General features: G+C 67.5%; 21 protein-coding genes, 1 tRNA gene and 1 pseudogene. 13 read left to right on the top strand and 10 right to left on the bottom strand.

The window, feature by feature from the left end; genetic code table 11:
* Nucleotides 1-12: 12 nt before the first annotated feature.
* The 6 genes from CA606_RS18915 (at nucleotide 13) to ptsN (ending at nucleotide 4,869) form a co-directional block, all read left to right on the top strand.
* A complete protein-coding gene (locus tag CA606_RS18915) occupies nucleotides 13-567 on the top strand; it encodes an LptA/OstA family protein (protein WP_181242923.1) in 555 nt (184 codons plus the stop codon).
* Between the two features lie 8 nt (nucleotides 568-575).
* The gene (gene lptB, locus CA606_RS18910; RefSeq protein WP_096053127.1) at nucleotides 576-1,334 is read left to right on the top strand and encodes an LPS export ABC transporter ATP-binding protein; all 759 of its coding nucleotides are present in this window, start codon (nucleotides 576-578) and stop codon (nucleotides 1,332-1,334) included.
* Nucleotides 1,335-1,472: 138 nt separating this feature from the next.
* Entirely contained in the window at nucleotides 1,473-2,966 is a 1,494-nt protein-coding gene (gene rpoN, locus CA606_RS18905) for an RNA polymerase factor sigma-54 (protein ID WP_096053128.1), read from the top strand.
* A gap of 49 nt (nucleotides 2,967-3,015) precedes the next feature.
* Nucleotides 3,016-3,630 carry an exopolysaccharide biosynthesis protein gene (locus CA606_RS18900; protein ID WP_096053129.1) on the top strand — a complete coding sequence of 205 codons (615 nt, stop codon included), beginning with the start codon at nucleotides 3,016-3,018 and terminating at the stop codon, nucleotides 3,628-3,630.
* Nucleotides 3,631-3,693: 63 nt separating this feature from the next.
* A complete protein-coding gene (hpf, locus tag CA606_RS18895) occupies nucleotides 3,694-4,320 on the top strand; it encodes a ribosome hibernation-promoting factor, HPF/YfiA family (RefSeq protein WP_096053130.1) in 627 nt (208 codons plus the stop codon).
* Between the two features lie 84 nt (nucleotides 4,321-4,404).
* Nucleotides 4,405-4,869: a PTS IIA-like nitrogen regulatory protein PtsN gene (gene ptsN / locus CA606_RS18890; protein WP_096053131.1), complete on the top strand. Its 465-nt coding sequence runs from the start codon at nucleotides 4,405-4,407 to the stop codon at nucleotides 4,867-4,869.
* 117 nt (nucleotides 4,870-4,986) lie between these two features.
* Here ptsN and CA606_RS18885 read toward each other — a convergent pair whose 3' ends face one another.
* The 4 genes from CA606_RS18885 to CA606_RS18870 all read right to left on the bottom strand — a co-directional run bounded on the left by CA606_RS18885 (nucleotide 4,987) and on the right by CA606_RS18870 (nucleotide 6,699).
* Nucleotides 4,987-5,256 carry a DUF1150 family protein gene (locus CA606_RS18885; protein ID WP_096053132.1) on the bottom strand — a complete coding sequence of 90 codons (270 nt, stop codon included), beginning with the start codon at nucleotides 5,254-5,256 and terminating at the stop codon, nucleotides 4,987-4,989.
* Between the two features lie 85 nt (nucleotides 5,257-5,341).
* Entirely contained in the window at nucleotides 5,342-5,770 is a 429-nt protein-coding gene (locus CA606_RS18880) for an Hsp20 family protein (RefSeq protein WP_096053944.1), read from the bottom strand.
* A gap of 169 nt (nucleotides 5,771-5,939) precedes the next feature.
* Nucleotides 5,940-6,015, bottom strand: a tRNA-Ala gene (locus tag CA606_RS18875).
* Between the two features lie 213 nt (nucleotides 6,016-6,228).
* On the bottom strand, nucleotides 6,229-6,699 hold the full coding sequence (locus CA606_RS18870; RefSeq protein ID WP_096053945.1) for a TIGR02300 family protein: 471 nt from the start codon (nucleotides 6,697-6,699) through the stop codon (nucleotides 6,229-6,231).
* Nucleotides 6,700-6,816: 117 nt separating this feature from the next.
* Here CA606_RS18870 and aroA point away from each other — a divergent pair, with 117 nt between their 5' ends.
* The 5 genes from aroA (at nucleotide 6,817) to mscL (ending at nucleotide 11,643) form a co-directional block, all read left to right on the top strand.
* A complete protein-coding gene (gene aroA, locus CA606_RS18865) occupies nucleotides 6,817-8,148 on the top strand; it encodes a 3-phosphoshikimate 1-carboxyvinyltransferase (RefSeq protein WP_096053133.1) in 1,332 nt (443 codons plus the stop codon).
* A 1-nt stretch (nucleotide 8,149) separates the two neighbouring features.
* Nucleotides 8,150-8,791: a (d)CMP kinase gene (gene cmk, locus CA606_RS18860; protein WP_096053134.1), complete on the top strand. Its 642-nt coding sequence runs from the start codon at nucleotides 8,150-8,152 to the stop codon at nucleotides 8,789-8,791.
* 148 nt (nucleotides 8,792-8,939) lie between these two features.
* On the top strand, nucleotides 8,940-10,649 hold the full coding sequence (gene rpsA, locus CA606_RS18855) for a 30S ribosomal protein S1 (RefSeq protein ID WP_096053135.1): 1,710 nt from the start codon (nucleotides 8,940-8,942) through the stop codon (nucleotides 10,647-10,649).
* A 202-nt stretch (nucleotides 10,650-10,851) separates the two neighbouring features.
* Nucleotides 10,852-11,142 carry an integration host factor subunit beta gene (locus tag CA606_RS18850; protein WP_010921415.1) on the top strand — a complete coding sequence of 97 codons (291 nt, stop codon included), beginning with the start codon at nucleotides 10,852-10,854 and terminating at the stop codon, nucleotides 11,140-11,142.
* Between the two features lie 81 nt (nucleotides 11,143-11,223).
* Nucleotides 11,224-11,643, top strand: a complete 420-nt coding sequence (mscL, locus tag CA606_RS18845) for a large-conductance mechanosensitive channel protein MscL (RefSeq protein ID WP_096053136.1) — start codon at nucleotides 11,224-11,226, stop codon at nucleotides 11,641-11,643.
* Nucleotides 11,644-11,722: 79 nt separating this feature from the next.
* On the opposite strand, the gene CA606_RS18840 is transcribed toward mscL, so the two are convergent.
* From CA606_RS18840 to acs, 4 genes are all read right to left on the bottom strand, one after another.
* Nucleotides 11,723-14,569: a M16 family metallopeptidase gene (locus CA606_RS18840; RefSeq protein ID WP_096053137.1), complete on the bottom strand. Its 2,847-nt coding sequence runs from the start codon at nucleotides 14,567-14,569 to the stop codon at nucleotides 11,723-11,725.
* Between the two features lie 87 nt (nucleotides 14,570-14,656).
* A complete protein-coding gene (locus CA606_RS18835) occupies nucleotides 14,657-15,091 on the bottom strand; it encodes a thiol-disulfide oxidoreductase DCC family protein (protein ID WP_096053138.1) in 435 nt (144 codons plus the stop codon).
* Nucleotides 15,076-15,633, bottom strand: coding sequence for an SRPBCC family protein (locus CA606_RS18830; protein ID WP_096053139.1), 558 nt, complete (start codon nucleotides 15,631-15,633; stop codon nucleotides 15,076-15,078). Before CA606_RS18830 ends, CA606_RS18835 begins: the two co-directional genes overlap by 16 nt.
* A 33-nt stretch (nucleotides 15,634-15,666) precedes the next feature.
* Nucleotides 15,667-17,610 (bottom strand): acetate--CoA ligase, encoded by a 1,944-nt coding sequence (gene acs, locus CA606_RS18825; protein ID WP_096053140.1) that lies wholly within the window; start codon nucleotides 17,608-17,610, stop codon nucleotides 15,667-15,669.
* 145 nt (nucleotides 17,611-17,755) lie between these two features.
* Here acs and CA606_RS18820 point away from each other — a divergent pair, with 145 nt between their 5' ends.
* Nucleotides 17,756-18,511: a creatininase family protein gene (locus CA606_RS18820; RefSeq protein ID WP_096053141.1), complete on the top strand. Its 756-nt coding sequence runs from the start codon at nucleotides 17,756-17,758 to the stop codon at nucleotides 18,509-18,511.
* Nucleotides 18,512-18,530: 19 nt separating this feature from the next.
* Here the strand turns inward: CA606_RS18820 and CA606_RS20725 are convergent.
* Both CA606_RS20725 and CA606_RS18815 read right to left on the bottom strand, forming a co-directional pair.
* A pseudogene (locus tag CA606_RS20725) lies at nucleotides 18,531-18,659 on the bottom strand (hypothetical protein); the annotation flags it as partial.
* 25 nt (nucleotides 18,660-18,684) lie between these two features.
* Nucleotides 18,685-19,767 (bottom strand): XdhC family protein, encoded by a 1,083-nt coding sequence (locus CA606_RS18815; protein WP_096053142.1) that lies wholly within the window; start codon nucleotides 19,765-19,767, stop codon nucleotides 18,685-18,687.
* Here CA606_RS18815 and CA606_RS18810 point away from each other — a divergent pair.
* Entirely contained in the window at nucleotides 19,760-20,638 is an 879-nt protein-coding gene (locus CA606_RS18810) for a bifunctional regulator KidO (protein ID WP_096053143.1), read from the top strand. The genes CA606_RS18815 and CA606_RS18810 overlap by 8 nt on opposite strands.
* Nucleotides 20,639-20,672: the final 34 nt, after the last annotated feature.

The following is a 20,672-nucleotide window of genomic DNA, read 5'->3' as shown; positions in this document are numbered from 1 at the left end:
GACATGGTTCTGATGAAGCGATGGACGGCTGCGGCGGTGACCGCGTTGATCCTGTCTGGGATGGGGGCCGGCGGCGCTGCGCAGGCGCGGCAGAGCGTGTCCAGCGCGCCCATCGACGTCTCCGCCGATGAGCAGCAGACGTTCAACAGCACCTGCACGACGATCTTCATCGGCAATGTCGAGATCCTGCAGAACCGCTCGCGGCTGCGCGCTCAGAAGGTGACGATCATCAGCGCCAAGCGCCCTGGCGGCGAGACCGGCTGCGGCGCGGCCCAGCGCATGGAGGCCGAGGGCGGGGTCTATCTGGTCAGCGACCAGCAGAACGCCCGTGGCGATCGCGCCGTCTACACCTTCAGCACCAACACGGCGGTCCTGACGGGGGACGTCATTCTGGTGAAGGGCAAGGATGTCGCGCGCGGCGACCGCCTGACCGTGAACACCAAGACCAACGACGCCAAGCTCGAATCGACGGCCTCGGGTCAAAACGCCAAGCGCCGCGTGCGCGCGGTGTTTTACCAGGACGACACCCAGACGCCTGACGCGCCTGCCGCGGCCGAGCAGCGCTAGGATCCCGAATGACCCTGACCTCCAACGACATGGACGGCCTGTTCGTCGATTCCGTGGGCAAGTCGTTCGGCGATCGTCCGGTCGTCAAGAACGTGTCCCTGCGCTTGAAGCGCGGCGAGGTGGCCGGCCTTCTGGGCCCCAACGGCGCGGGCAAGACGACCTGTTTCTATATGGTCACGGGCCTGATCGCCGCCGACTACGGCGCGATCTATCTGGACGGTGAAAACATCACCTCCCAGCCGATGTTCCAGCGCGCGCGCCTGGGCGTGGGCTACCTCCCGCAGGAAGCCTCGATCTTCCGGGGGATGACGGTCGAGCAGAACGTCATGGCCGTGGTCGAAATGCGCGAGCGCGATCCGCGCAAGGCCCGCGAGCAGGTCACCGGCATTCTCGAGGAGCTGCGGATCACCCATATCCGCAAGTCGCCGGCCGTGGCCTTGTCGGGCGGCGAGCGTCGCCGGGTGGAAATCGCGCGCGCTCTGGCCAGTGAGCCGTCGTTCATGCTGCTGGACGAGCCTTTCGCCGGCATCGACCCCCTGGCGATCGCCGATATCCGCGAGGTGATCGGCTATCTGAAGGGGCGCGGCATCGGGATCCTGATCACCGACCATAACGTCCGCGAGACGCTCGACATCATTGATCGCGCCTCGATCATCCATGCGGGCGAGGTGCTGTTCGAGGGCTCGCCGCGCGAGATCGTCGAAAACCCGGAAGTGAAGCGCGTTTATCTGGGCGAAAGCTTCACCGAGCCGCGCCTGGGTGACTAAGGCCTTGTTCTGCAAGGCCTAAGCCTTTTTTCGGGACACTCGGTCGCACCGGCCCGATTATTGCAGGCGTTCGCGACCCGTTAACCAGAACCGCTCTTCAATGGCGCTCGAAAGTTTTTCGTACGTCAGGAGGGCGCATTGGCGCTCAGCCACCGACTAGAGCTCCGGCAAGGCCAGGGCCTCGTCATCACCCCGCAACTGCAGCAGGCCATCAAGCTGCTGCAGCTGTCGAACATCGAGCTCGACGCCTTCGTCGATGCCGAGCTGGAGCGCAATCCGCTCCTGCAACGCGATGAGGGCGATCACGAGCCGACGGGCGAGGTCGAGGCCGAGCGCGACGCGAGCTTGACCCAGGTCGACGCCGTGGCCGACACCACGGCCGGGCGCGAGATGGACACGCCTTCCGACGATGTCTCGCCCGGCGAGCGCGCCACCGGCGATGGGGCCGAAGCCGAGCATGCCGGCGGCCAGATCGATTGGTCGCGCGCGGGCGGCGGCGGCTCGTTCGAGAGCGACGAGGGCTATGAGCGCGCCCTCACCGACACGCCGACCCTGGCCGCCCACCTGCGCGCCCAACTGGTCCAGGCCGCGCTGTCGCCGGCCCGCAACGCCATCGCCGAGATCCTGATCGACGCCGTCGACGAGGGCGGCTATCTGCGCCTGGACGTCGTCGAGCTGGCCGATCGCCTAGGCTGCGCGCTGGAGGTGGTCGAGGACACCCTGACTATCCTGCAGGGCTTCGAGCCGGTCGGCGTCTTCGCCCGTGACGTGCGCGAGTGCCTGGCGCTGCAGCTCAAGGACCTGAACCGCTACGACCCGGCCATGGCCGCGATGCTCGATCACCTGGAGCTTCTGGCCAAGCGGGACATGGCGGGCCTGCGCCGGATCTGCGGCGTCGATGAGGAAGATCTGCGCGATATGATCGCCGAGATCCGGTCGCTGAACCCGCGTCCGGGCGCGGCCTATCACAGCGAGCCGGCCGAGACCCTGGTGCCCGACGTCATGGTCCGCGAGGGTCTTGGCGGCATGTGGCACGTGGAATTGAACACCGACACCCTGCCGCGGGTGCTGGTCGACCAGCGCTATCACGCGCGCGTCTCCAAGGGCGCGCGCAGCGATCAGGAAAAGACCTTCGTCGCCGACTGCATGGCCTCAGCCAACTGGCTGGTTAAGAGCCTGGACCAGCGCGCCAAGACCATCCTGAAGGTCGCCAGCGAGATCGTGCGTCAGCAGGACGGTTTCCTCGCGTTCGGCGTCGAGCACCTGCGTCCGCTGAACCTAAAGACCGTCGCCGACGCCATCGGCATGCACGAGAGCACCGTCAGCCGCGTGACCTCGAACAAGTACATCGCCACCCCGCGCGGGGTGTTCGAGCTGAAGTTCTTCTTCACCTCGGCCATCCAGTCGTCGGAAGGCGGCGAGGCCCACTCGGCCGCCAGCGTTCGTCACAAGATCAAGGGCCTGGTCGACGCCGAGAAGTGCGAGGCCGATGTCCACTCCGATGATCGCATCGTGGAAATTCTCAAGGCGGCTGGGGTCGACATCGCCCGCCGGACCGTGGCCAAGTATCGTGAGGCCATGCGGATCCCCTCGTCGGTGGAACGCCGCCGCCTGATGAAGGAAGCGGTCTAGAGCCGCTTCTTTTTCGTCCCCCGCGCGTTCCCGAGCGGGCCGAGAGGAATTGATGACCGAGAAGAGTCTGGCCGATGTGATCGAGGGCTTCGGCGAGGACGCCAGCCCCACCCTGACCGTCGGACAAATGCTGGCCGCGTTCGACAGCCGCGCCTTTGGCGCGATGCTGCTGGTCTTTGGTCTTTTGAACACCCTGCCGCTTCCGCCAGGGTCGTCGACCATCCTGTCGTTGCCGATCCTGTTCCTGGCCCCGCAGATCGCCATGGGGGCCGACACGCCCTGGCTGCCCCGCGGTCTTGTGGACAAGCCGTTGAAGCGCGACGACCTGCGCGGCCTCTTTCGCCGGTTGGGGTCGATCGTCCGCAAGATGGAGCTGATCACCCGTCCCAGGCTGCGGCCTTTGTTCGCACCCTTGGGCGAAAGAGCGATCGGCGTGGTCTGCACCCTGCTGGCTCTGGTGCTGGTCCTGCCCATCCCGCTGGGCAACCTGGCGCCGGGCGCGACAGTGGCTGTGCTGGCTCTGGCCCTGCTCCAGCGGGACGGAATCCTGGCCCTGCTGGGCTATCTGATGGCGGTGGGGAGCGGGGCGCTTCTCTTTGTCAGCGCCCACGTCGTTGTGCTCGCGGCGCGCAAGCTTCTGGGTGTGTTTTCGGGGCTCTTTTGAGGCCGCTCAAAAGCCACGAAAGGGCCGCTTGACACCCGTTCGAGACAGGCGCGTTGTATCGATATGCAAGTCCAAGTCTCCGGCAAGCATGTCGACGTTGGTGAGGCTCTGCGAGCGCGAGTCTCCGACGAAATCGCTCAAAGCATCGGCAAATACTTCGATCGCGGCGGAGCCGCCGAGGTCGTGGTCAGCAAGGACGGCTACGCCTTCCGTGTCGATTGCTCGGTCAAGCTGGCTTCGGGCCAGCAGCTCATCAGCCACGGGTCGGGAGGTGACGCGCATGCGGCCTTCGACGCGGCCCTGGCCAAGATCGATACGCGGATCAGGCGGTACAAGAGGCGGCTGAAGAGCCACTCTGCGGCCGCAACGGCCAAGAAGGTCGAGAACGCCGCCATGTTCGTTCTCCGGGCTCCGGAAGGCGACGATGGCGACGAAGACTGGGATGTGGAAATCGACCACCCGACGGGCGCGCCCGCGGCAATGGTCATTGCGGAAACCCAGGCCGCGATGAAGACAATGACCGTTTCCATGGCTGTCATGGAACTGGACTTGACCGCATACCCGGCAATCGTGTTTAGGAACGCCGCCCACGGGGGCATCTCCGTGGTGTATCGGCGTCCAGACGGGAATATCGGCTGGATCGACCCCGAACGCACGAAGTCGAACGGACACGGGTCAACCGCGAGCTAACCAGACCGTGTCATGGTCTGGCGCCGTCGGTGGATTCCGTCGACGGCGCCAAGGCGGTCGGAAACTAGCGAGCGTTGGAAGTCCATGACCATTGGCGACCTTCTAGAGCCCGGAGCGGTGGCGCTGCGCGCCAGCGCCCCCGGGAAGCGCCAGGCGCTTTCGATGGTCGCCGACGTCGCGGGCCGCGTGCTTGGCGTTGATCCCGAAGCCGCGCTGGACGGTCTCATCGAGCGGGAAGCCGCAGGTTCGACGGGCGTCGGAGAAGGCGTCGCCATCCCACATGCCCGGTTAGACGGCCTGGACCGCGTGCGCGCGGTCGTCGTGCGGTTGGATACGCCGGTCGCGTTCGACGCGCTCGATGACAAGCCCGTGGACCTGCTTGTGGCGCTCTTCGCGCCTCGCGACGCCAACGCCCAGCATCTGAGGGCGCTCGCCCGGGTGGCGCGCATGATGCGCCAGCCCGCGACCCGCTTGGCGGTCCGTCAAGCCGGATCGGCCGACGCGATCCATGTTCTGCTGACCGACGAACCGGCCAGCACCGCCGCCTGACGCTTTCCCGTCTTTAGAGCATTTTTCGAGCGAAGTGGTTCCGGTTCGCGTGAAGAAAAATGCGTCAAAACAAAAGACTAGAGCCCACGACCTGACGCCGTCAGGTCGTGAAGCGCTCTAGTGGACGGACACAGGCGCCAGCTCGTGCGCCAACGCCGCGGCGATCGCGGCGTCGCGGTCGATGAGAACCGCTAGGCGCGCGCCGTCGGCGCGGCACACCGCATAAAGGGTCTGGCCGGGGGGAAGGTCGAAGTCCTCGACGCCCTCCGGGGCGTCAGCCAGAATTTCGGCGGCCTTGATGGGCCGGACATAGACGAGGTTCGGCGCGCCAAGAGCCGCGAAGGCTTCGTGTGTGAAGGGCCGGCTCGGTTGGTTGTCGGGCGTCATAGGACCACCTCCTTGTATGAAATAACGCGCCGTGCTCCGCGCGGTTCAGACCGCCGCGGCTCAAGACGGGTTCCGTAAGAGCGTTTCAGCCCGCGCTGCGGATCGGGATCTTCTTGACCAGGCGTTCAGGCGCTGGGCGGGCCAGGTCGATGTGCAGCAGGCCATGCTCGAGCGTGGCGGCCGTGACCTCCATGCCCTCAGCGAGGACGAAGGTGCGCACGAAGCCTCGCGCCGCGATCCCGCGATGCAGGAAGGCCCGCTCAGCTTCTGAACGCGCGTCGGCGCTATCGCGCTTGCCCGCCACCACCAACTGCCCGCCCTCGACGGTCACCTGCAGTTGCTCGGGCGAGAAGCCGGCGACGGCCAGGGTGATGCGCACGCCGCCGTGCTCGGCCTGCTCCACATTGTACGGGGGGTAGCTTTCCGATGCGGCCTTGGCGGCGCGCTCGATAAGGTCTCGGGTGTGTTCGAAGCCCAGCAGGAAGGGGCTGTCGAACAGGATCGTCCGGGTCATCGCGAAGTCCTCGCTCAAGCGACTTCGTTCGCGCAGACCAACCCGAGGATCGGCGCTGATCAGCGCGACACGACGCCAGACATGGCGCGCGATGAGGGGCGGTTCAAGAGGAGGGGAGGCGCAGGGGCCCAAAATGGACAAGGCCCGGACGTTTCCGTCCGGGCCTTGATGGTGGAGCTAAGCGGAGTCGAACCGCTGACCTCTTGAATGCCATTCAAGCGCTCTACCAGCTGAGCTATAGCCCCAATTCTTCAGGGAGAACCTTGCGGTAACTCTCGGAAATCCTTGGTCTCTTCGGCGTTTCGACTGGTGTCGCTCCCCGAAGAGGCGCGGAAACTAGTCCGGGATTTTTCTGGGATCAAGCCTCTTCTCGAACTTTTTTCGAGAAAAATCTCGGAGCCCCAAAAACGCCTGTGGACAGCCGGTTTCGATCGCGTCGCAACCGGCTGTCCGCTGGATCAGTCGTCGACGCCCTCGCCCGGGAGACCTTCGATCTCCTCGTCGAGAATGTCTTCGTCGTCCTCGTCCTCAAGGAACGGAACATCATCGCCGTCTTCATCGGCGAGATCTTCGTCCTCGGCGAAATCGACGCCCAGATCGTCACCGCCGGCCGGAGTCGGCGCGCCCGGATCGACGTCTTCGTCGTCGGTCTCGACGACGTCGGCCTCGGCGGCCTCGTCGATTTCCGGGGTCTCATCGACCTCGTCCTCGTAGCCGTCGACCTCCTTGGGCGCGACCACTTCCTTTTCGTCGTCGGCGTCGTAGTCCGGCGTGACGGCGCGGGCGCGGACACGGCGAGACTTCAGGGCCTCTTCCGGGTCAAACTGCTCGCCGCATTTGGGGCAAACAGCGGGACGACGGTTGAGGTCGTAGAACTTCGATTGGCAGTTGGGGCAGATTTGTTTTGCGCCCAGGTCGGGATTGGCCAAGTTGGCGACCCTTTGATCCGGATGGGAAAAGCGGCGGGTCACTTGCCATGGCGCGAGCCCGCTGTCAAAAGCAAACCCTTCGCGAAAACCACCAAGTACTAAGGAGCCGGTTTCGGCATGTCGCTGGCTGGATTGAAGAGCGCCCCCGGAGGCGCTCTGCGAGGGATCGTGCGCGCTCCGGGAGACAAGTCCATTTCTCACCGTTCGATGATCCTGGGCGCGCTGGCGACCGGGACGACGACGGTCGAGGGCTTGCTTGAGGGCGACGACGTTCTCGCCACCGCCCGGGCCATGCAAGCCTTTGGCGCGCGGATCGAGCGCGAGGGCGTCGGCCGCTGGCGGATCGAGGGCAAGGGCGGCTTCGAGGAGCCGACCGACATCATCGACTGCGGCAACGCCGGCACCGGCGTACGGCTGATCATGGGCGCGGCGGCGGGTTTCCCGATGTGCGCCACCTTCACGGGCGACCAGTCGCTGCGCGGACGCCCGATGGGCCGCGTGCTGGACCCCCTGGCCCGCATGGGCGTGACCTGGCTGGGGCGTGACAAGGGTCGCCTGCCCCTGACCCTGAAGGGCGGAAACCTTCGCGGCCTCAACTACACCCTGCCGATGGCCTCGGCCCAGGTGAAGTCCGCCGTGCTGCTGGCGGGCCTGCACGCCGAGGGCGGCGTCGAGGTCGTCGAGCCCGAGGCCACGCGCGACCACACCGAGCGTATGCTGCGCGCCTTCGGGGCCGAGGTGACCGTCGAGGACCGCAAGGTGGGCGACAAGACCTTCCGCCATGTGCGCCTGCCCGCCGGCCAGAAACTGACCGGGACCCACGTGGCGGTGCCCGGCGATCCGTCCTCGGCCGCGTTCCCGCTGGTGGCCGCCCTGATCGTTCCCGGCTCAGAGGTGACGGTCGAGGGCGTGATGCTCAACGACCTGCGCACCGGCCTGTTCACGACGCTTCAGGAGATGGGCGCGGATCTGGTGATCTCGAACGTGCGCGTCGCCAGCGGCGAGGACGTCGGCGACATCACCGCCCGCTATTCCCCGCTCAAGGGCGTCGTGGTCCCGCCCGAGCGCGCGCCATCGATGATCGACGAGTATCCGATCCTGGCCATCGCCGCGGCGTTCGCCGAGGGCGAGACGGTGATGCGCGGCGTCGGCGAGATGCGCGTCAAGGAAAGCGACCGCATCAGCCTGACGGCCAACGGCCTGAAGGCTTGCGGCGTGACCGTGGTCGAGGAGCCGGAGGGCTTCATCGTCACCGGGACCGGCCAGCCGCCGAAGGGCGGAGCGACCGTCGTCACCCATGGCGACCATCGCATCGCCATGAGCCACCTGATCCTGGGCATGGCCGCCCAGAACGAGGTGGCGGTGGACGAACCGGGCATGATCGCCACCAGCTTCCCGGGCTTCGCCGACCTGATGCGGGGCCTCGGCGCGACGCTGGGCGAGGCCTAGCATGGCGTTCGTGATCGCCGTGGACGGCCCAGCCGCCTCGGGTAAGGGTACGGTCGCGGGCCGCTTGGCGGCGCTCTACGACTATCCGCTGCTGGACACCGGGCTGCTGTATCGCGCGGTCGGGGTGGCTATTCTCGACGGCGCGGGCGATCTCGACGACCCGATCGCGGCCGAGGCCGTGGCCCGCGCGCTCGACCTGTCGGCGCTGGACCGGGCCGAGGTGCGCACCCGCGCGGCCGGCGAGGCCGCCAGTCGCTGTGCGGTGCACCCGGGGGTCCGTGCGGCCTTGCTGGATCTGCAACAGACCTTCGCCGCCCGTGAGCCGGGCTCGGTGATCGACGGCCGCGACATCGGCACGGTGATCGCGCCCCACGCGCCGGCCAAGCTCTATGTCACCGCCCGCCCCGAGGTGCGCGCCGAGCGCCGTTGGAAGCAGCTGGTGGGGCAGGGCGAGGACGTCGCCTTCGAGGATATTCTGGCCGACATTCACAAGCGCGACGCCCGCGACGGGGGGCGCAAGGACGCGCCGATGACCCAGGCTCCAGACGCCGTCTTGCTCGACACCTCGGAAATGACTATAGAGCAGGCCTTCGATGCGGCCCGCCGTATCGTCGAGGACGCGCGCGCCCGTCACCGGCTCTAGCCGGAGGGGGCAAATCCACCGCCGTCCTCGCCGCGATCAAGAACATCGCGGGCCCGCTTTCAAACCCAGTTCATCCGGAATCCCGAGAACCGTCTTTCCGGCGGCGCTCACCCAAGGGCTTCCCCCAACCTAGAGACCAAAGATCAGCATGGCTGACGATATGAGCTTCAACCCGACGCGCGACGATTTCGAAGCGCTCCTCAACGACTCCATGGGCGGCCGCGACTTCGCGGAAGGCACCGTCGTCAAGGGCAAGGTCGTCGGGATCGAAAAGGACTTCGCCATCATCGACGTCGGTCTGAAGACCGAAGGCCGCGTCCAGCTGAAGGAATTCGGCGTCGACGAGAACGGCAAGGCCACCGTGAAGACCGGCGACACCGTCGAAGTCTTCCTGGAACGCCTCGAAAACGCGATGGGCGAAGCGGTCATCAGCCGCGAGAAGGCCAAGCGCGAAGAAGCCTGGACCCGTCTGGAAGGCGTCTACGCCCGCAACGAACCCGTCATGGGCGCGATCGTCGGCCGCGTGAAGGGTGGCTTCACCGTCGACCTGGGCGGCGCCTCGGCCTTCCTGCCGGGCAGCCAAGTCGACATCCGTCCGGTCCGCGACGTCGGCCCGCTGATGGGCAAGGAACAGCCCTTCGCCATCCTGAAGATGGACCGTCCGCGCGGCAATATCGTCGTCTCGCGCCGCGCCATCCTGGAAGAAGCCCGCGCCGAGCAGCGCACCGAACTGGTGTCGCAGCTGCAAGAGGGTGAAATCCGCGAAGGCGTCGTCAAGCACATCACCGACTACGGTGCGTTCGTTGACCTGGGCGGCATCGACGGCCTGCTGCACGTCACCGACATGAGCTGGAAGCGCGTCAACCACCCGAGCCAAGTGCTCGCCGTGGGCGACACCGTGAAGGTCCAGATCGTCAAGATCAACCCGGACACCCAGCGCATCAGCCTCGGCATGAAGCAGCTGCAGTCGGATCCGTGGGACGGCGTTGAAGCCAAGTACCCGGTCGGCGCCAAGTTCACGGGCCGCATCACCAACATCACCGACTACGGCGCCTTCGTGGAGCTGGAAGCCGGCGTTGAAGGCCTGGTGCACGTCTCGGAAATGTCCTGGACCAAGAAGAACGTCCACCCCGGCAAGATCGTCTCGACCTCGCAAGAAGTCGACGTGGTCGTGCTGGACGTCGATCCGTCCAAGCGCCGCGTCTCGCTGGGCCTGAAGCAAGCCCTGGCCAACCCGTGGGAAGCCTTCCTGGAAGCGCACCCGGTCGGCTCGACCGTCGAAGGCGAAGTCAAGAACGCGACCGAATTTGGTCTGTTCGTCGGCCTCGACAACGACATCGACGGCATGGTGCACCTGTCGGACATCGACTGGAGCGTCCCGGGCGAAGAAGCCATGGCGCGCTACAAGAAGGGCGACGTGGTCAAGGCGAAGGTTCTCGACGTCGACGTCGAGAAGGAACGCATCTCGCTGGGCATCAAGCAGCTGGCTGGCGACCCGATGTCGGGCGACACCTACCGCAAGAACCAGACCGTGACCGTCACCGTCACGGAAGTCACCTCGGGCGGCATCGAAGTTCGCTTCGGCGAAGACGACGCCCCAATGACCGCCTTCATCCGCAAGTCGGACCTGTCGCGCGATCGTCAAGAGCAGCGTCCGGAGCGCTTCGCCGTGGGTGACCGCGTCGACGCTCAGATCACCAACGTGGACAAGGCCGCGCGCCGCGTCTCGCTGTCGATCAAGTCGCTGGAAATGGCCGAAGAGAAGGAAGCCATCGAGCAGTTCGGCTCGTCGGACTCCGGCGCTTCGCTGGGCGACATCCTGGGCGCGGCCCTGCGCGAGCGGGCCTCCAAGGACTAAGCTTCGTCTTCCATAGACGTTGAAGTTGGCGGCGGCTGGAGCAATCCAGCCGCCGTTTTCTTTTGCGCGAAAACCTGCCAATCCCGTTCCGAATTAACCGAACCGCGTTCGAGAATTTCACGCAACCCCTTGAAGACTCAGCCGTCGTTGGGCAAAGGTCCGCTCGCGCCTTTCTCCTCCCAGGGGCGTTCCGGGGATATCGATGATCAAGTCTGAACTCATCGCCAGGCTCGCGAATGAAAATCCGCACCTGACGCAGAAAGACGTCGAACGCGTTGTCGGCGTGATCCTGGAGCGCATGATCGGGGCCCTGGAAGACGGCGGTCGTGTCGAGCTGCGGGGCTTTGGCGCGCTTTCGGTCCGCTCGCGCCCCGCGCGCACCGGCCGCAATCCGCGCACCGGCGAGGCCGTGGATGTCCGCGCCAAGCACGTGCCGTTCTTCAAGAGCGGCAAGGAGCTGCGCGCCCGCCTGAACGCGGACGGCGACGAATAACAACAATCATGACCCGGGCTTGACCCCGGGTCGCGAACGCCTCCAGCTTCGCCCCCTCAGACGTATGGGGAGGGCTCTGTCATGAGCGTGGTCAAGGAATTCCGCGAGTTCATCGCGCGGGGCAATGTCATCGATCTGGCCGTGGGCGTGATCATCGGCGCGGCGTTCAACGGCATCGTCAAGAGCCTGGTCGATCAGGTGATCATGCCGCCGATCGGCCTGCTGACCGGCGGTCTCGATTTCTCGAAGCTGGAATGGGTGCTGCGGCCGGAGGATCCGGCGAGCGAGGCCATCGAGAAGGTGGCGATCCAGTACGGCGCCTTCATCAACACCGTGATCCAGTTCTTCATCGTCGCCACGGTGGTCTTCCTGCTGGTCAAGCTGGTCAACGAGATCCGTCGCCAGGACGCGGCCGAGCCCGCGCCGGCCGCGCCGCCGGCGCCCACGGCAGAAGAAGCCCTGCTGACCGAGATCCGGGACCTTCTGGCCAAGAAGGGCTGATCCGGGCCTTAGGCGAACATGGAAAGGCCGGCCGCTGTCGCCAGCGGCCGGCCTTTTTCGTCACCGAAGCGCGGGCGACCTACTGGCTCAGGCCGGGCGCGTCGAGGTCCAGCTTGGCGGCCGGGATCACCGTGGCGTTCGGCGCGGCCTTGGCCAGGTCCGCGCCCATGGCCTTGGCGTCGCCGGCGACGATGACGCTCATCTGGGCCGGATCAAGCTTGGCCTTGGCGAAGGCCTGGACCTGCTCTGGCGTCACCGCCTCGACCTTGGCGGCGTAGGTCTGGATCTCGGTCAGCGGCACGCCATAGACGGCGAGGTTGCCCAGGATGCCGGCCAGACCTTCCGAGGTGCCGAGGTCACGACCAAAGCCGCCCACCAGCACCGATTTGCGGGCGGCCAGCTCGCCGACCGAGGCCGGTTCGTTGCCCAGGCGGCTGAGCTCGGCCCGGGTGAGGCTGATCACCTCGCCGGCCGAGGGGTTCTTGGTCTGCACACGCGCCGAGAAGCCGCCGAACTGGCCCTGCGGCGTCAGGCTGGAGCCGGCGCCGTACGACAGGCCCCGCTTGATACGGATCTCCTGGTTGAGGCGCGAGGAGAAGCCCACGCCCAGCACGGTGTTGGCGACCACGCCCTGGTAATAGCTGGGATCGGCGCGGGTGATGGCGGGCTTGGCCAGCACCACGGCAGCCTGGCCCGTGCCCGGCAGGTCGATGACGACATTGCGCGGCTGGTAGCCGGTCGGGGCGGCCGGCGGGGCCGGCGGCGGGGTCGCGGGCTTCTTCCAGCCGCCGAACGCCTTTTCCGCCAGGGCGAAGCCGGCTTCGGGCGACAGGTTACCGGTGACAATCAGCACGGCGTTGTCCGGGCGCCAGTAGGCGGCGTGAGTCTTGGCCAGGTCCTCGCGCTTGATCTTCGGCAGCGAGCCCGGCGTGCCGCCCGCGACATGGCCATAGGCCGAGCCGGCGTAGAGCACGGGGCTGGTGGCGAAGCTGGCTAGGCTGCCGGGGCGCTGGTAGGCGACCGACAGGCCGTCCAGGGTCTCGGCGCGGACGCGATCCAGCTCCTCGGCCTTGAAGGCGGGGTTCTGAGCGACGTCGGCCATGATCGCCATGGCGGGGCCAGCGTTGTTGGCCGTCACGCTGAGGGTCAGAGACGCGGCTTCCCAGCCCGAACCGGCCGACAGATTGGCCCCCAGGGCTTCGGTCTCGCGCGCGACCTGCGTCGCCGAGCGGGTGGCGGTGCCTTCGGTCAGCAGCTCCGAGGTCAGGCTCGAGGTGCCGGCCAGGCCGGCGGGATCGGAACTGGCGCCGCCCTTGACGGTGAGGGTCGAGGTGATCAGCGGCAGCTCGCTGGACTTGGCGACGATGACCCGCAGGCCGTTGGCCAGGGTCTTCTCGGCCGGGGTCGGCAGCACGGCCGCGATCGGCGCGGCGACCGCCGGAATCTTCTCGCGCTCGGCCTCCGGCGCCAGGGTGGTGATCGGGCCGTCGTACTTGACCGAGGCCACCTTGGGGATCGGCGGCGTGACGTCCTTTTCGCCCGCCGGACGGTCCTTTTCAGGCAGATAGTTGATCACCGTCCGGCGATCATCGGCCAGATACTGGCGGGCGACGCGCTGGATGTCGGCGGCGCTCACCGCCTGCAGCTTGGCGAGGCTAGAATTGGCGGCGGCGGCGTCGCCCTCGGTCTGCAGGGCGTAGCCGATGGCGAAGCCGCGACCATCGATCTCCTCGCGGCGACGCACGGCGTCGGCCAGCAGGCCGGCCTTGGCCTCGGCCAGTTCGGCCGGGGTCACCAGACCATCGCGGACGCGAGCGACCTGGGCGCGCAGGGCGGCTTCGCCCTGGGCCACCGTCTTGCCGCCGGCCATGATGGCGCCGACATAGAACAGGCCCGGCTGGGCGTTGTTCGGGGCCGACGAGAACACCGACTGGGCGATCTTCTGGTCATAGACCAGGCTGTCATAGAGGCGCGAGGACTTGCCGGCGGTCAGGATCGCGTCCAGCACCGCCAGGGCGGGCGCGTCCTTGTCGGCGGCGGCCGGGGCCAGCCAGGTGATGGCCAGGGCCGGCAGCGGCACATTGGGGCCATAGGTGTTGACGGTCTTGGGGCCGGTGCGGGCGGGCTCGACCGCCGTGACCTTGGGGATCGTTCCGCCGGGCGTGCTCAGCGACCCGAAGTACTTGTCGATCATCGCGTCCAGCTTGGCCTGGTCGAAGTTTCCGACGACGATCAACGAGGCGTTGTCCGGGCGATAATAGGTGCGGTGGAAGGCGCGCACGTCATCGACGGTGGCCGCGTCCAACTCTTCGATCGAGCCGATGCCCGGGCGCTGATAGGGGTGCGCCGCGAAGGACTGCTGCGGGATCGACAGGGCGAAGAAGCGGCCATAGGGGTCGGCCAGGACCCGCTGGCGCAGCTCTTCCTTCACGACATCGCGCTCGGAGGCGAACACCGTCTCGTCGATGACCAGCGACTTCAGGCGATCGGCCTCGGCCCAGATCAGACGCTCCAGGTGATTGGCCGGCACCACTTCGTAGTAGTTGGTGAAGTCATCCCAGGTGGAGGCGTTGTTGAAGCCGCCGACGTCCTCGGTCAGGCGGTCCACCGTCTCGTTGGGCATGTTGCGCGTGGCCTTGAACATCAGGTGCTCAAAGAGGTGCGCAAAGCCCGAGCGCCCTTGCGGGTCGTCCTTGGAGCCGACGCCGTACCAGACCTGGACCGAGACGTTGGGCGTGGACGTGTCGCGCGAGGTGAACACCTTCATGCCGTTGGCCAGCACGCGCTGCTGGTAGGCGATCGGCGGGACGGCGATCGTGGCGGTTGCGGCGGGCTGCGCCTGGGCCGGGGCGGCCAGAGCGAGCGGCGACAAAGCCGTGGTGGACAGGGCCGCGGCCACGAGGGCCAGCTTGGCGGTGCGGATCATGCGCGAGAGTCTCCTGAACGTTTGCGCGGGACCCTAGCACCGCCGGTTCGCCGGGAAACCTTACCGAGAGTTCATGTAGGGGCGGGATTAGTCGATCAGAAAGCGCGCCCGTTGCGCCGGCGTCGGGATCCGGCACTGGTCGTCCTTGCCGAAGATCCGGTAGCGGTTCGCCGCGACCCAGTCATAGATCCGGTCGGTCAGGCCGCGCGGCAGGCGATCGATCCAGGCCAGCTGACGCCACGGCGTGGGAAGCCGCCGCAGCAAGGCGGCGACGGCCTGCGTCTTGCGCAGCGGCTGACCGTGATCGAGGAACAGGAAGCTCTCCGGCGCGTCGGGGTCGAGGCCGTGGGCGATCGCCAGCCGCCGACCAACCGGCGACTGGATGGCGGCAAAGCGGATCACTCCGTGACGATCCAGCCTGAGCACCGTCCGCACCACCCCGTCGCAGAGGTGGCAGACGCTGTCGAACAGCATCACCGCGTCGGGCTTATCGGGGTCTGGGGTAGTCATCCGCCTTCGCACTCTCGCCGCAAAGCCGCCAGCGACTGCGGCACGGTCCGGCGCATCAGGCTCGAGACCAAGCCGGCCGGCGCCGCGTAGGGCGCGGTGGCCCAGAGGTCGTAGGTCACCCGCGTGCGCGTCCCGCCCTCAAGAGGCTCCAGCCGCCAGAAGCCGTCGCAGGCGCGGATATCGCCCCCGATACAGGTGAAGCGGATTTCCCGATCCGGCTGCAGCGACAGGCGAGACCGCGACTGCAGGGCAGGCAGGAAAAAGCCCCACTTGACGGTGTGCTCGCGCACCTCAGAGCCATCGGCGGCGCGAGACACCACCCGGCAGCGCTTGACCCCCGGGCTCATCCGCGCGGCGCGGCCGCAATCCAGGATGACTCCGAACACCACGGACGGCGGCGCGGCGATCTCGATGCTGGCCCGCACCACCGCGCGGCCCTGCTCATCCGCATGCGCCTCGACCTGGACGGACCCATCCTTGACGGCCCACTCCGAGGCCGCGCGCGCAGGGGCGGCGACGCCGATAGCCAGTAGGAAGGGGAGGATCCAGCGCATGACGCGTAAGCTAACGCGCCGATGCGACGTTCGTCAGGCCCCCGCGCGGTTCTTCACCAGATCATCGACCACCGACGGATCGGCGAGGGTCGAGGTGTCGCCCAGGCTCCCGAGCTCGTTCTCGGCGATCTTGCGCAGGATGCGGCGCATGATCTTGCCCGAGCGGGTCTTGGGCAGGCCCGGGGCCCACTGGATGACGTCCGGCGCGGCGAAGGGGCCGATCTCGTGGCGGACCCACAGGATCAGGTCCTTGCGAAGCTGTTCGCTGGCCTCGACGCCGGCCTTCAGGGTCACATAGGCGTAGACGCCCTGGCCCTTGATGTCGTGCGGATAGCCGACCACGGCGGCCTCGGCGACGGTCTCGTGGGCCACGAGGGCGCTCTCGATCTCGGCGGTGCCCAGGCGGTGGCCCGAGACGTTGATCACGTCGTCCACCCGGCCGGTGATCCAGTAGTAGCCATCGGCGTCGCGACGGCAGCCGTCGCCGGTGAAGTACTTGCCGGGATAGGTCGAGAAATAGGTCTCGAAGAACCGCTGGTGATCGCCATAGACGGTCCGCATCTGGCCCGGCCAGCTGTCGGTGATCACAAGGTTGCCCTCGGTGGCGCCGTCCAGGACCTGGCCCTCGGCGTCCACGAGCTGCGGCTTGACGCCCGGCAGCGGCTTGGAGGCCGAGCCCGGCTTCAGGGCGGTGGCGCCAGGCAGCGGGGTGATCAGCATGCCGCCGGTCTCGGTCTGCCACCAGGTGTCGACGATCGGCAGCTTCTCCTTGCCGACCACGCGGTGGTACCAGAGCCAGGCCTCCGGATTGATCGGCTCGCCGACACTGCCGAGGATGCGCAAGGACGACAGATCGTTCTTCGTCACATGCGCGTCGCCTTCGCGCATCAGGGCGCGCAGGGCGGTGGGGGCGGTGTAGAAGATCGACACCTGGTGCTTGTCGATCACCTCCCAGAACCGGCTGGGGGTGGGATAGTTGGGCACGCCCTCGAAGATCAGGCTGGTCCCGCCATTGGCCAGGGGGCCGTAGACGACGTAGCTGTGGCCCGTGACCCAGCCGACGTCGGCGGTGCACCAGAACACCTCGCCTGGCTTGTAGTCGAACACCGCCCAGAAGGTCCACGACGCCCAGGCCAGATAGCCGCCCGTCGTGTGCAGCACGCCCTTGGGTTTGCCCGTCGAGCCCGAGGTGTAGAGGATGAACAGCGGGTCCTCGGCGTTCATCGGCTCGGGCGGGCAGTCGGCCGACACGGTGTCGCGGACGTCCTGCCAGACGATGTCGCGGCCCGCCTTCAGCGGCACGTCAGCGCCGGTCCAGCGGATCATCAGCACCTTGCCGACCCATGGGCAGTGGGTCAGCGCCTCATCGATATTGGCCTTCAGAGGCACGCGCCGTCCGCCGCGGCGGCCTTCGTCGGCGGTGATCACGAAGTGCGAGGCGCAGTCCTGGATGCGGCCGGCGATGCTCTCGGGCGAGAAGCCGCCGAACACCACCGAATGCACCGCACCGATGCGCGCGCAGGCCAGCATGGCCACGGCCGCCAGCGGCACCATCGGCAGATAGATCGTGACCCGGTCGCCCTTCTCAACGCCCTGCGCCTTGAGGACGTTAGCCATGCGGCAAACCTCCTCGTGCAGCTGGCCGTAGGTGAGGGTGTCGGAGGTTCCAGGCTCGTCGCCCTCGAACACCAGCGCCACGTCGTCTTTCTTGGCCGGCAGGTGGCGATCGATACAGTTGGCCGAGACGTTGAGAACGCCGTCCTCGTACCAGCGGATGCGGAAGTCGTCCTTGGCGTAGGAGACGTCCTTGATCCTGGTGGGGGCCTTAATCCAGTCGAGGCGCGCGGCGATGTCGCGCCAATGACCGTCCGGATCGGCTTCGACGCGGGCTAGCGCCGCGTCATAGGCGGCCGCGTCGATATGGGCGGCTCGCGCCAGTTCTTCAGGAACCGGAAAAACCTGTCCGTCGCTCACCACCGCACTCCCTTATCTCGTTGGCCGTTGGCATAGGCGATGCGCCTTCCTCGGCGCAAGAAGACCAATCGGCTTTCTGATCCGGGCAAGATGACGACCTTGCGCGGGCGGCGTAAAGCTAACGCGTCGCCCTTGTCCGGAGTTTTTCATGCTGCTCGCCCTATCCACCTGGTCCGAGATCGAAACGCGCCTGAAGACCAGCACGAGCGTGGTGGTGCCGATCGGGTCGAACGAGCAGCATGGGCCGACGGGCCTCCTGGGCACCGACTGGCTGTGCCCCGAGATCATCGCCCACGAGGCCAGCAAGCGCGCGGGCGACAAGGTGCTGGTGGCGCCGACCTTCAACATCGGCATGGCCCAGCATCACCTGGCGTTTCCGGGCACCATCTTCCTGCGGCCCTCGACCTTCATCGCCGCGATCGGCGACTGGGTGCGGTCGCTGAGCGCCCACGGCTTTACCCGCATCTATTTCCTGAACGGCCACGGCGGCAATGTGGCCTCGATCGAGGCGGCGTTCTCGGAGATCTACGCCGACTACAGCTTCCGCCAGCAGCGCGCGCCCTTCGCCCTGAAGCTGAAGAACTGGTGGGACCTGGCGGGCGTCAACGCCTTGGCCAATCGCCAGTTTCCGACGGGCCATGGCAGCCACGCCACCCCGTCCGAGATCGCGGTGACCCAGTGGGCCTATCCGGAGACGATCAAGACGGCGGCCTATTCGCCCCAGATCGCGCCCACGGGGCCGATCCGCGAAGCGCTGGATTTCCGCGCCCGCTACGCCGACGGCCGCATGGGCTCCGACCCGGCCCAGGCGACGCCCGAGAAGGGCGGCGAGCTGGTCAACCTGGCGGCCAACGCCCTGATCGAGGACCTGGCGGCGTTCGCGGCGGAGACGGTTCCGGCCTGATTTCTCAAGATCCAAAACAACGTGTCATCCCGGCCGGACCCCGGCGAAAGCCGGGGGGAGAGCCGGGACCCAGGGGTGACGAAACGCAATGCGCGCCGCCCCTGGGTCCCGGATAGCCTCTGCGAGGCTTCCGGGATGACGTTGAGATTTTGCCTTTGAGGGTTGGCGGCCCCTCAGGCCTCCACCACCCGCCGCGCCAGCGCCGGCTGGCCGTGGCGGGCGGCCATCACCTCGCCGATCACCGCGACCGCCACCTCGAACGGCGCCTTGCCGCCGAGATCGAGGCCGATCGGAGCGCGCAGCTTGGCCAGTTCGCGCTCGCCAAGACCCGCCGCGCGGAGGCGCGCGATCCGCTCAGGCAGGCGTCGCCGCGCGCCCAGCAGGCCGACATAGGGCGCGGGCGAGGGCAGGGCGGTCATGAGTGCGGTATGATCCTGCTCCAGGTCGTGACCGCACACCGCCACGGAGGTCCAGGCGTCCAGCCTGATGGCGGCGAGGGCGCCCTCCAGCGGTTCGCGGTGGTAGGCCACGCCCGCCAGGGGCGGCGGCGCGGCCGGACCCTTGGGGCGCAGCAGGAACGTCTCGTGGCCCGACTGCGCCGCGAGACTGGCGATGGCCAGGGCGGTCGGATCACCGCCGATCACCACCAGGCGCGGGACGGGGTCATAGGCGCGTTCGAACGCGCCGGCCCAGGGGACCTGAGGCTCCTCGGCGCAGAGGCGGCGCGCGCCGTCGCTGACCCAGAAGGCGGGCAGGCGCGCGGCGGCGAGATCCAGAAGGGTTCGGGCCGCCATGTCGTCGGGGGCGATCCGCTCGACGAGGATTTCGATCCGCGCGCCGCACAGAAGGCGGATGTCCGGCCAGGGGCTACCCTCGCCATAGACCAGCCGGCGGGCAATCCCGTCCTCCAGGCAGGCGCGGGCATGAACCTCGACGTCGGCCTCGATACAGCCGCCGGACAGGAAACCCGAGATGAGTCCGTCGCCGAACACCATCTGCGCGCCGACCGGGCGCGGTCCGCCGCCCCCCAACGCGACGATCGTCGCCAGGGCCGCAGGACCTTTCAAAAGCGCCTGGGCCAAGGCCGGGCGGGCGTCTTCGGCCAGGCCATGCATCGGCCACGGGGCGTCAGAATGGATCATCGTCATCATCGCGACTTTAACCCCTCGGCAAGGTTCCAGAAACCGGATGTTCAAACCTTGGCGCGTAGCCTCCCGATCTGTTGGTGAGTTTCGCGCACGGATGGCGATGTCCATTTCGGTCTCAAAACTGGGTCTGGCGGCCGCTCAATTCGGCCTCGACGGCGGGAGCTCGTCCGCGCCGCGCGGTCGCACGCCCGAAGCCGAAGCGCGCGATATCCTGAACATCGCCGCCCGCGCCAAACTGTCGGTGCTGGACGCCTCGGGTCTGTTTGGCCGCGCTGAGACCCTGTTGGGCGACCTCATCCCGCGCCCCGTTCCGTTCCGCGTCACGATCTCGACCGCCCGCGCCGACCGCGGCCCCGACTTTGTCGAGGCCGAGGCCCGCGCCGCCCTGCGCCGAATCGGCGTCGAACGCGCCGACGCCATCGTCGTTCATTCGCCCGCTGAGCTGTTCGGTCCGCATGGCGCGGCGCTCTGGGAGCGTCTGCAGCGCCTGAAGGACCAGGGTCTGTTCGCCAAGGTCGGCGTCTCGGCCCACGCCTCGGACGATCCGGTGGGCGTGGCCCGGCGCTTCAAGCCCGACATCCTTCAGGCCCCGGCCTCGCTGCTCGATCAGCGCCTGCTGGCCGATGGCTCGCTGCAACGCATCGCCGGCATGGGGATCGAGGTGCATCTGCGCTCGATCTTCCTCAATGGTCTTTTGTTCCTGCCGCCCGATCGCGTGCCCGCCCAGCTCAAGGGCGCTTCGGGTCGTCTGTCGCGCGTGCGCCGGATGATCGCCGAGGGCCGCTCGGACCCGCTGCAGGCCGCCCTGGGCTTTGCGCTGTCGCGTCCCGAGGGGTCGGCCGTTCTGGTCGGCGTCAACTCGGCCGCCGAGCTGTCGGCGGTGGTGGCGGCCGCCTCGAGCCCGCCGCCGGACCTCGACTGGGACGACATGGCGATCGACGATCCGGTCGCGCTCGATCCGCGACGTTGGGTCGCCTAACACCCTCCTAGAATCACTCTGGACAATAGGCTGC

This window comes from Caulobacter vibrioides, assembly GCF_002310375.3.
Lineage (GTDB): Bacteria > Pseudomonadota > Alphaproteobacteria > Caulobacterales > Caulobacteraceae > Caulobacter > Caulobacter vibrioides_D.
Note: the sequence above shows the minus strand (reverse complement) of the source record. Positions and strands in the feature narration are given on the sequence as shown.

Coding starts and splice junctions, on each gene's coding strand:
- CA606_RS18815 (WP_096053142.1), bottom strand. CDS start 19,767: ATGGACATCGCCATCCGTGCGCGAAACTCACCAACAGATCGGGAGGCT.
- cmk (WP_096053134.1), top strand. CDS start 8,150: ATGGCGTTCGTGATCGCCGTGGACGGCCCAGCCGCCTCGGGTAAGGGT.
- lptB (WP_096053127.1), top strand. CDS start 576: ATGACCCTGACCTCCAACGACATGGACGGCCTGTTCGTCGATTCCGTG.
- CA606_RS18915 (WP_181242923.1), top strand. CDS start 13: ATGAAGCGATGGACGGCTGCGGCGGTGACCGCGTTGATCCTGTCTGGG.
- CA606_RS18880 (WP_096053944.1), bottom strand. CDS start 5,770: ATGACCCGGACGATCCTGTTCGACAGCCCCTTCCTGCTGGGCTTCGAA.
- rpsA (WP_096053135.1), top strand. CDS start 8,940: ATGGCTGACGATATGAGCTTCAACCCGACGCGCGACGATTTCGAAGCG.
- CA606_RS18820 (WP_096053141.1), top strand. CDS start 17,756: ATGCTGCTCGCCCTATCCACCTGGTCCGAGATCGAAACGCGCCTGAAG.
- CA606_RS18840 (WP_096053137.1), bottom strand. CDS start 14,569: ATGATCCGCACCGCCAAGCTGGCCCTCGTGGCCGCGGCCCTGTCCACC.
- CA606_RS18885 (WP_096053132.1), bottom strand. CDS start 5,256: ATGACGCCCGACAACCAACCGAGCCGGCCCTTCACACACGAAGCCTTC.
- CA606_RS18810 (WP_096053143.1), top strand. CDS start 19,760: ATGTCCATTTCGGTCTCAAAACTGGGTCTGGCGGCCGCTCAATTCGGC.
- ptsN (WP_096053131.1), top strand. CDS start 4,405: ATGACCATTGGCGACCTTCTAGAGCCCGGAGCGGTGGCGCTGCGCGCC.
- mscL (WP_096053136.1), top strand. CDS start 11,224: ATGAGCGTGGTCAAGGAATTCCGCGAGTTCATCGCGCGGGGCAATGTC.
- CA606_RS18830 (WP_096053139.1), bottom strand. CDS start 15,633: ATGCGCTGGATCCTCCCCTTCCTACTGGCTATCGGCGTCGCCGCCCCT.
- hpf (WP_096053130.1), top strand. CDS start 3,694: ATGCAAGTCCAAGTCTCCGGCAAGCATGTCGACGTTGGTGAGGCTCTG.
- CA606_RS18850 (WP_010921415.1), top strand. CDS start 10,852: ATGATCAAGTCTGAACTCATCGCCAGGCTCGCGAATGAAAATCCGCAC.
- aroA (WP_096053133.1), top strand. CDS start 6,817: ATGTCGCTGGCTGGATTGAAGAGCGCCCCCGGAGGCGCTCTGCGAGGG.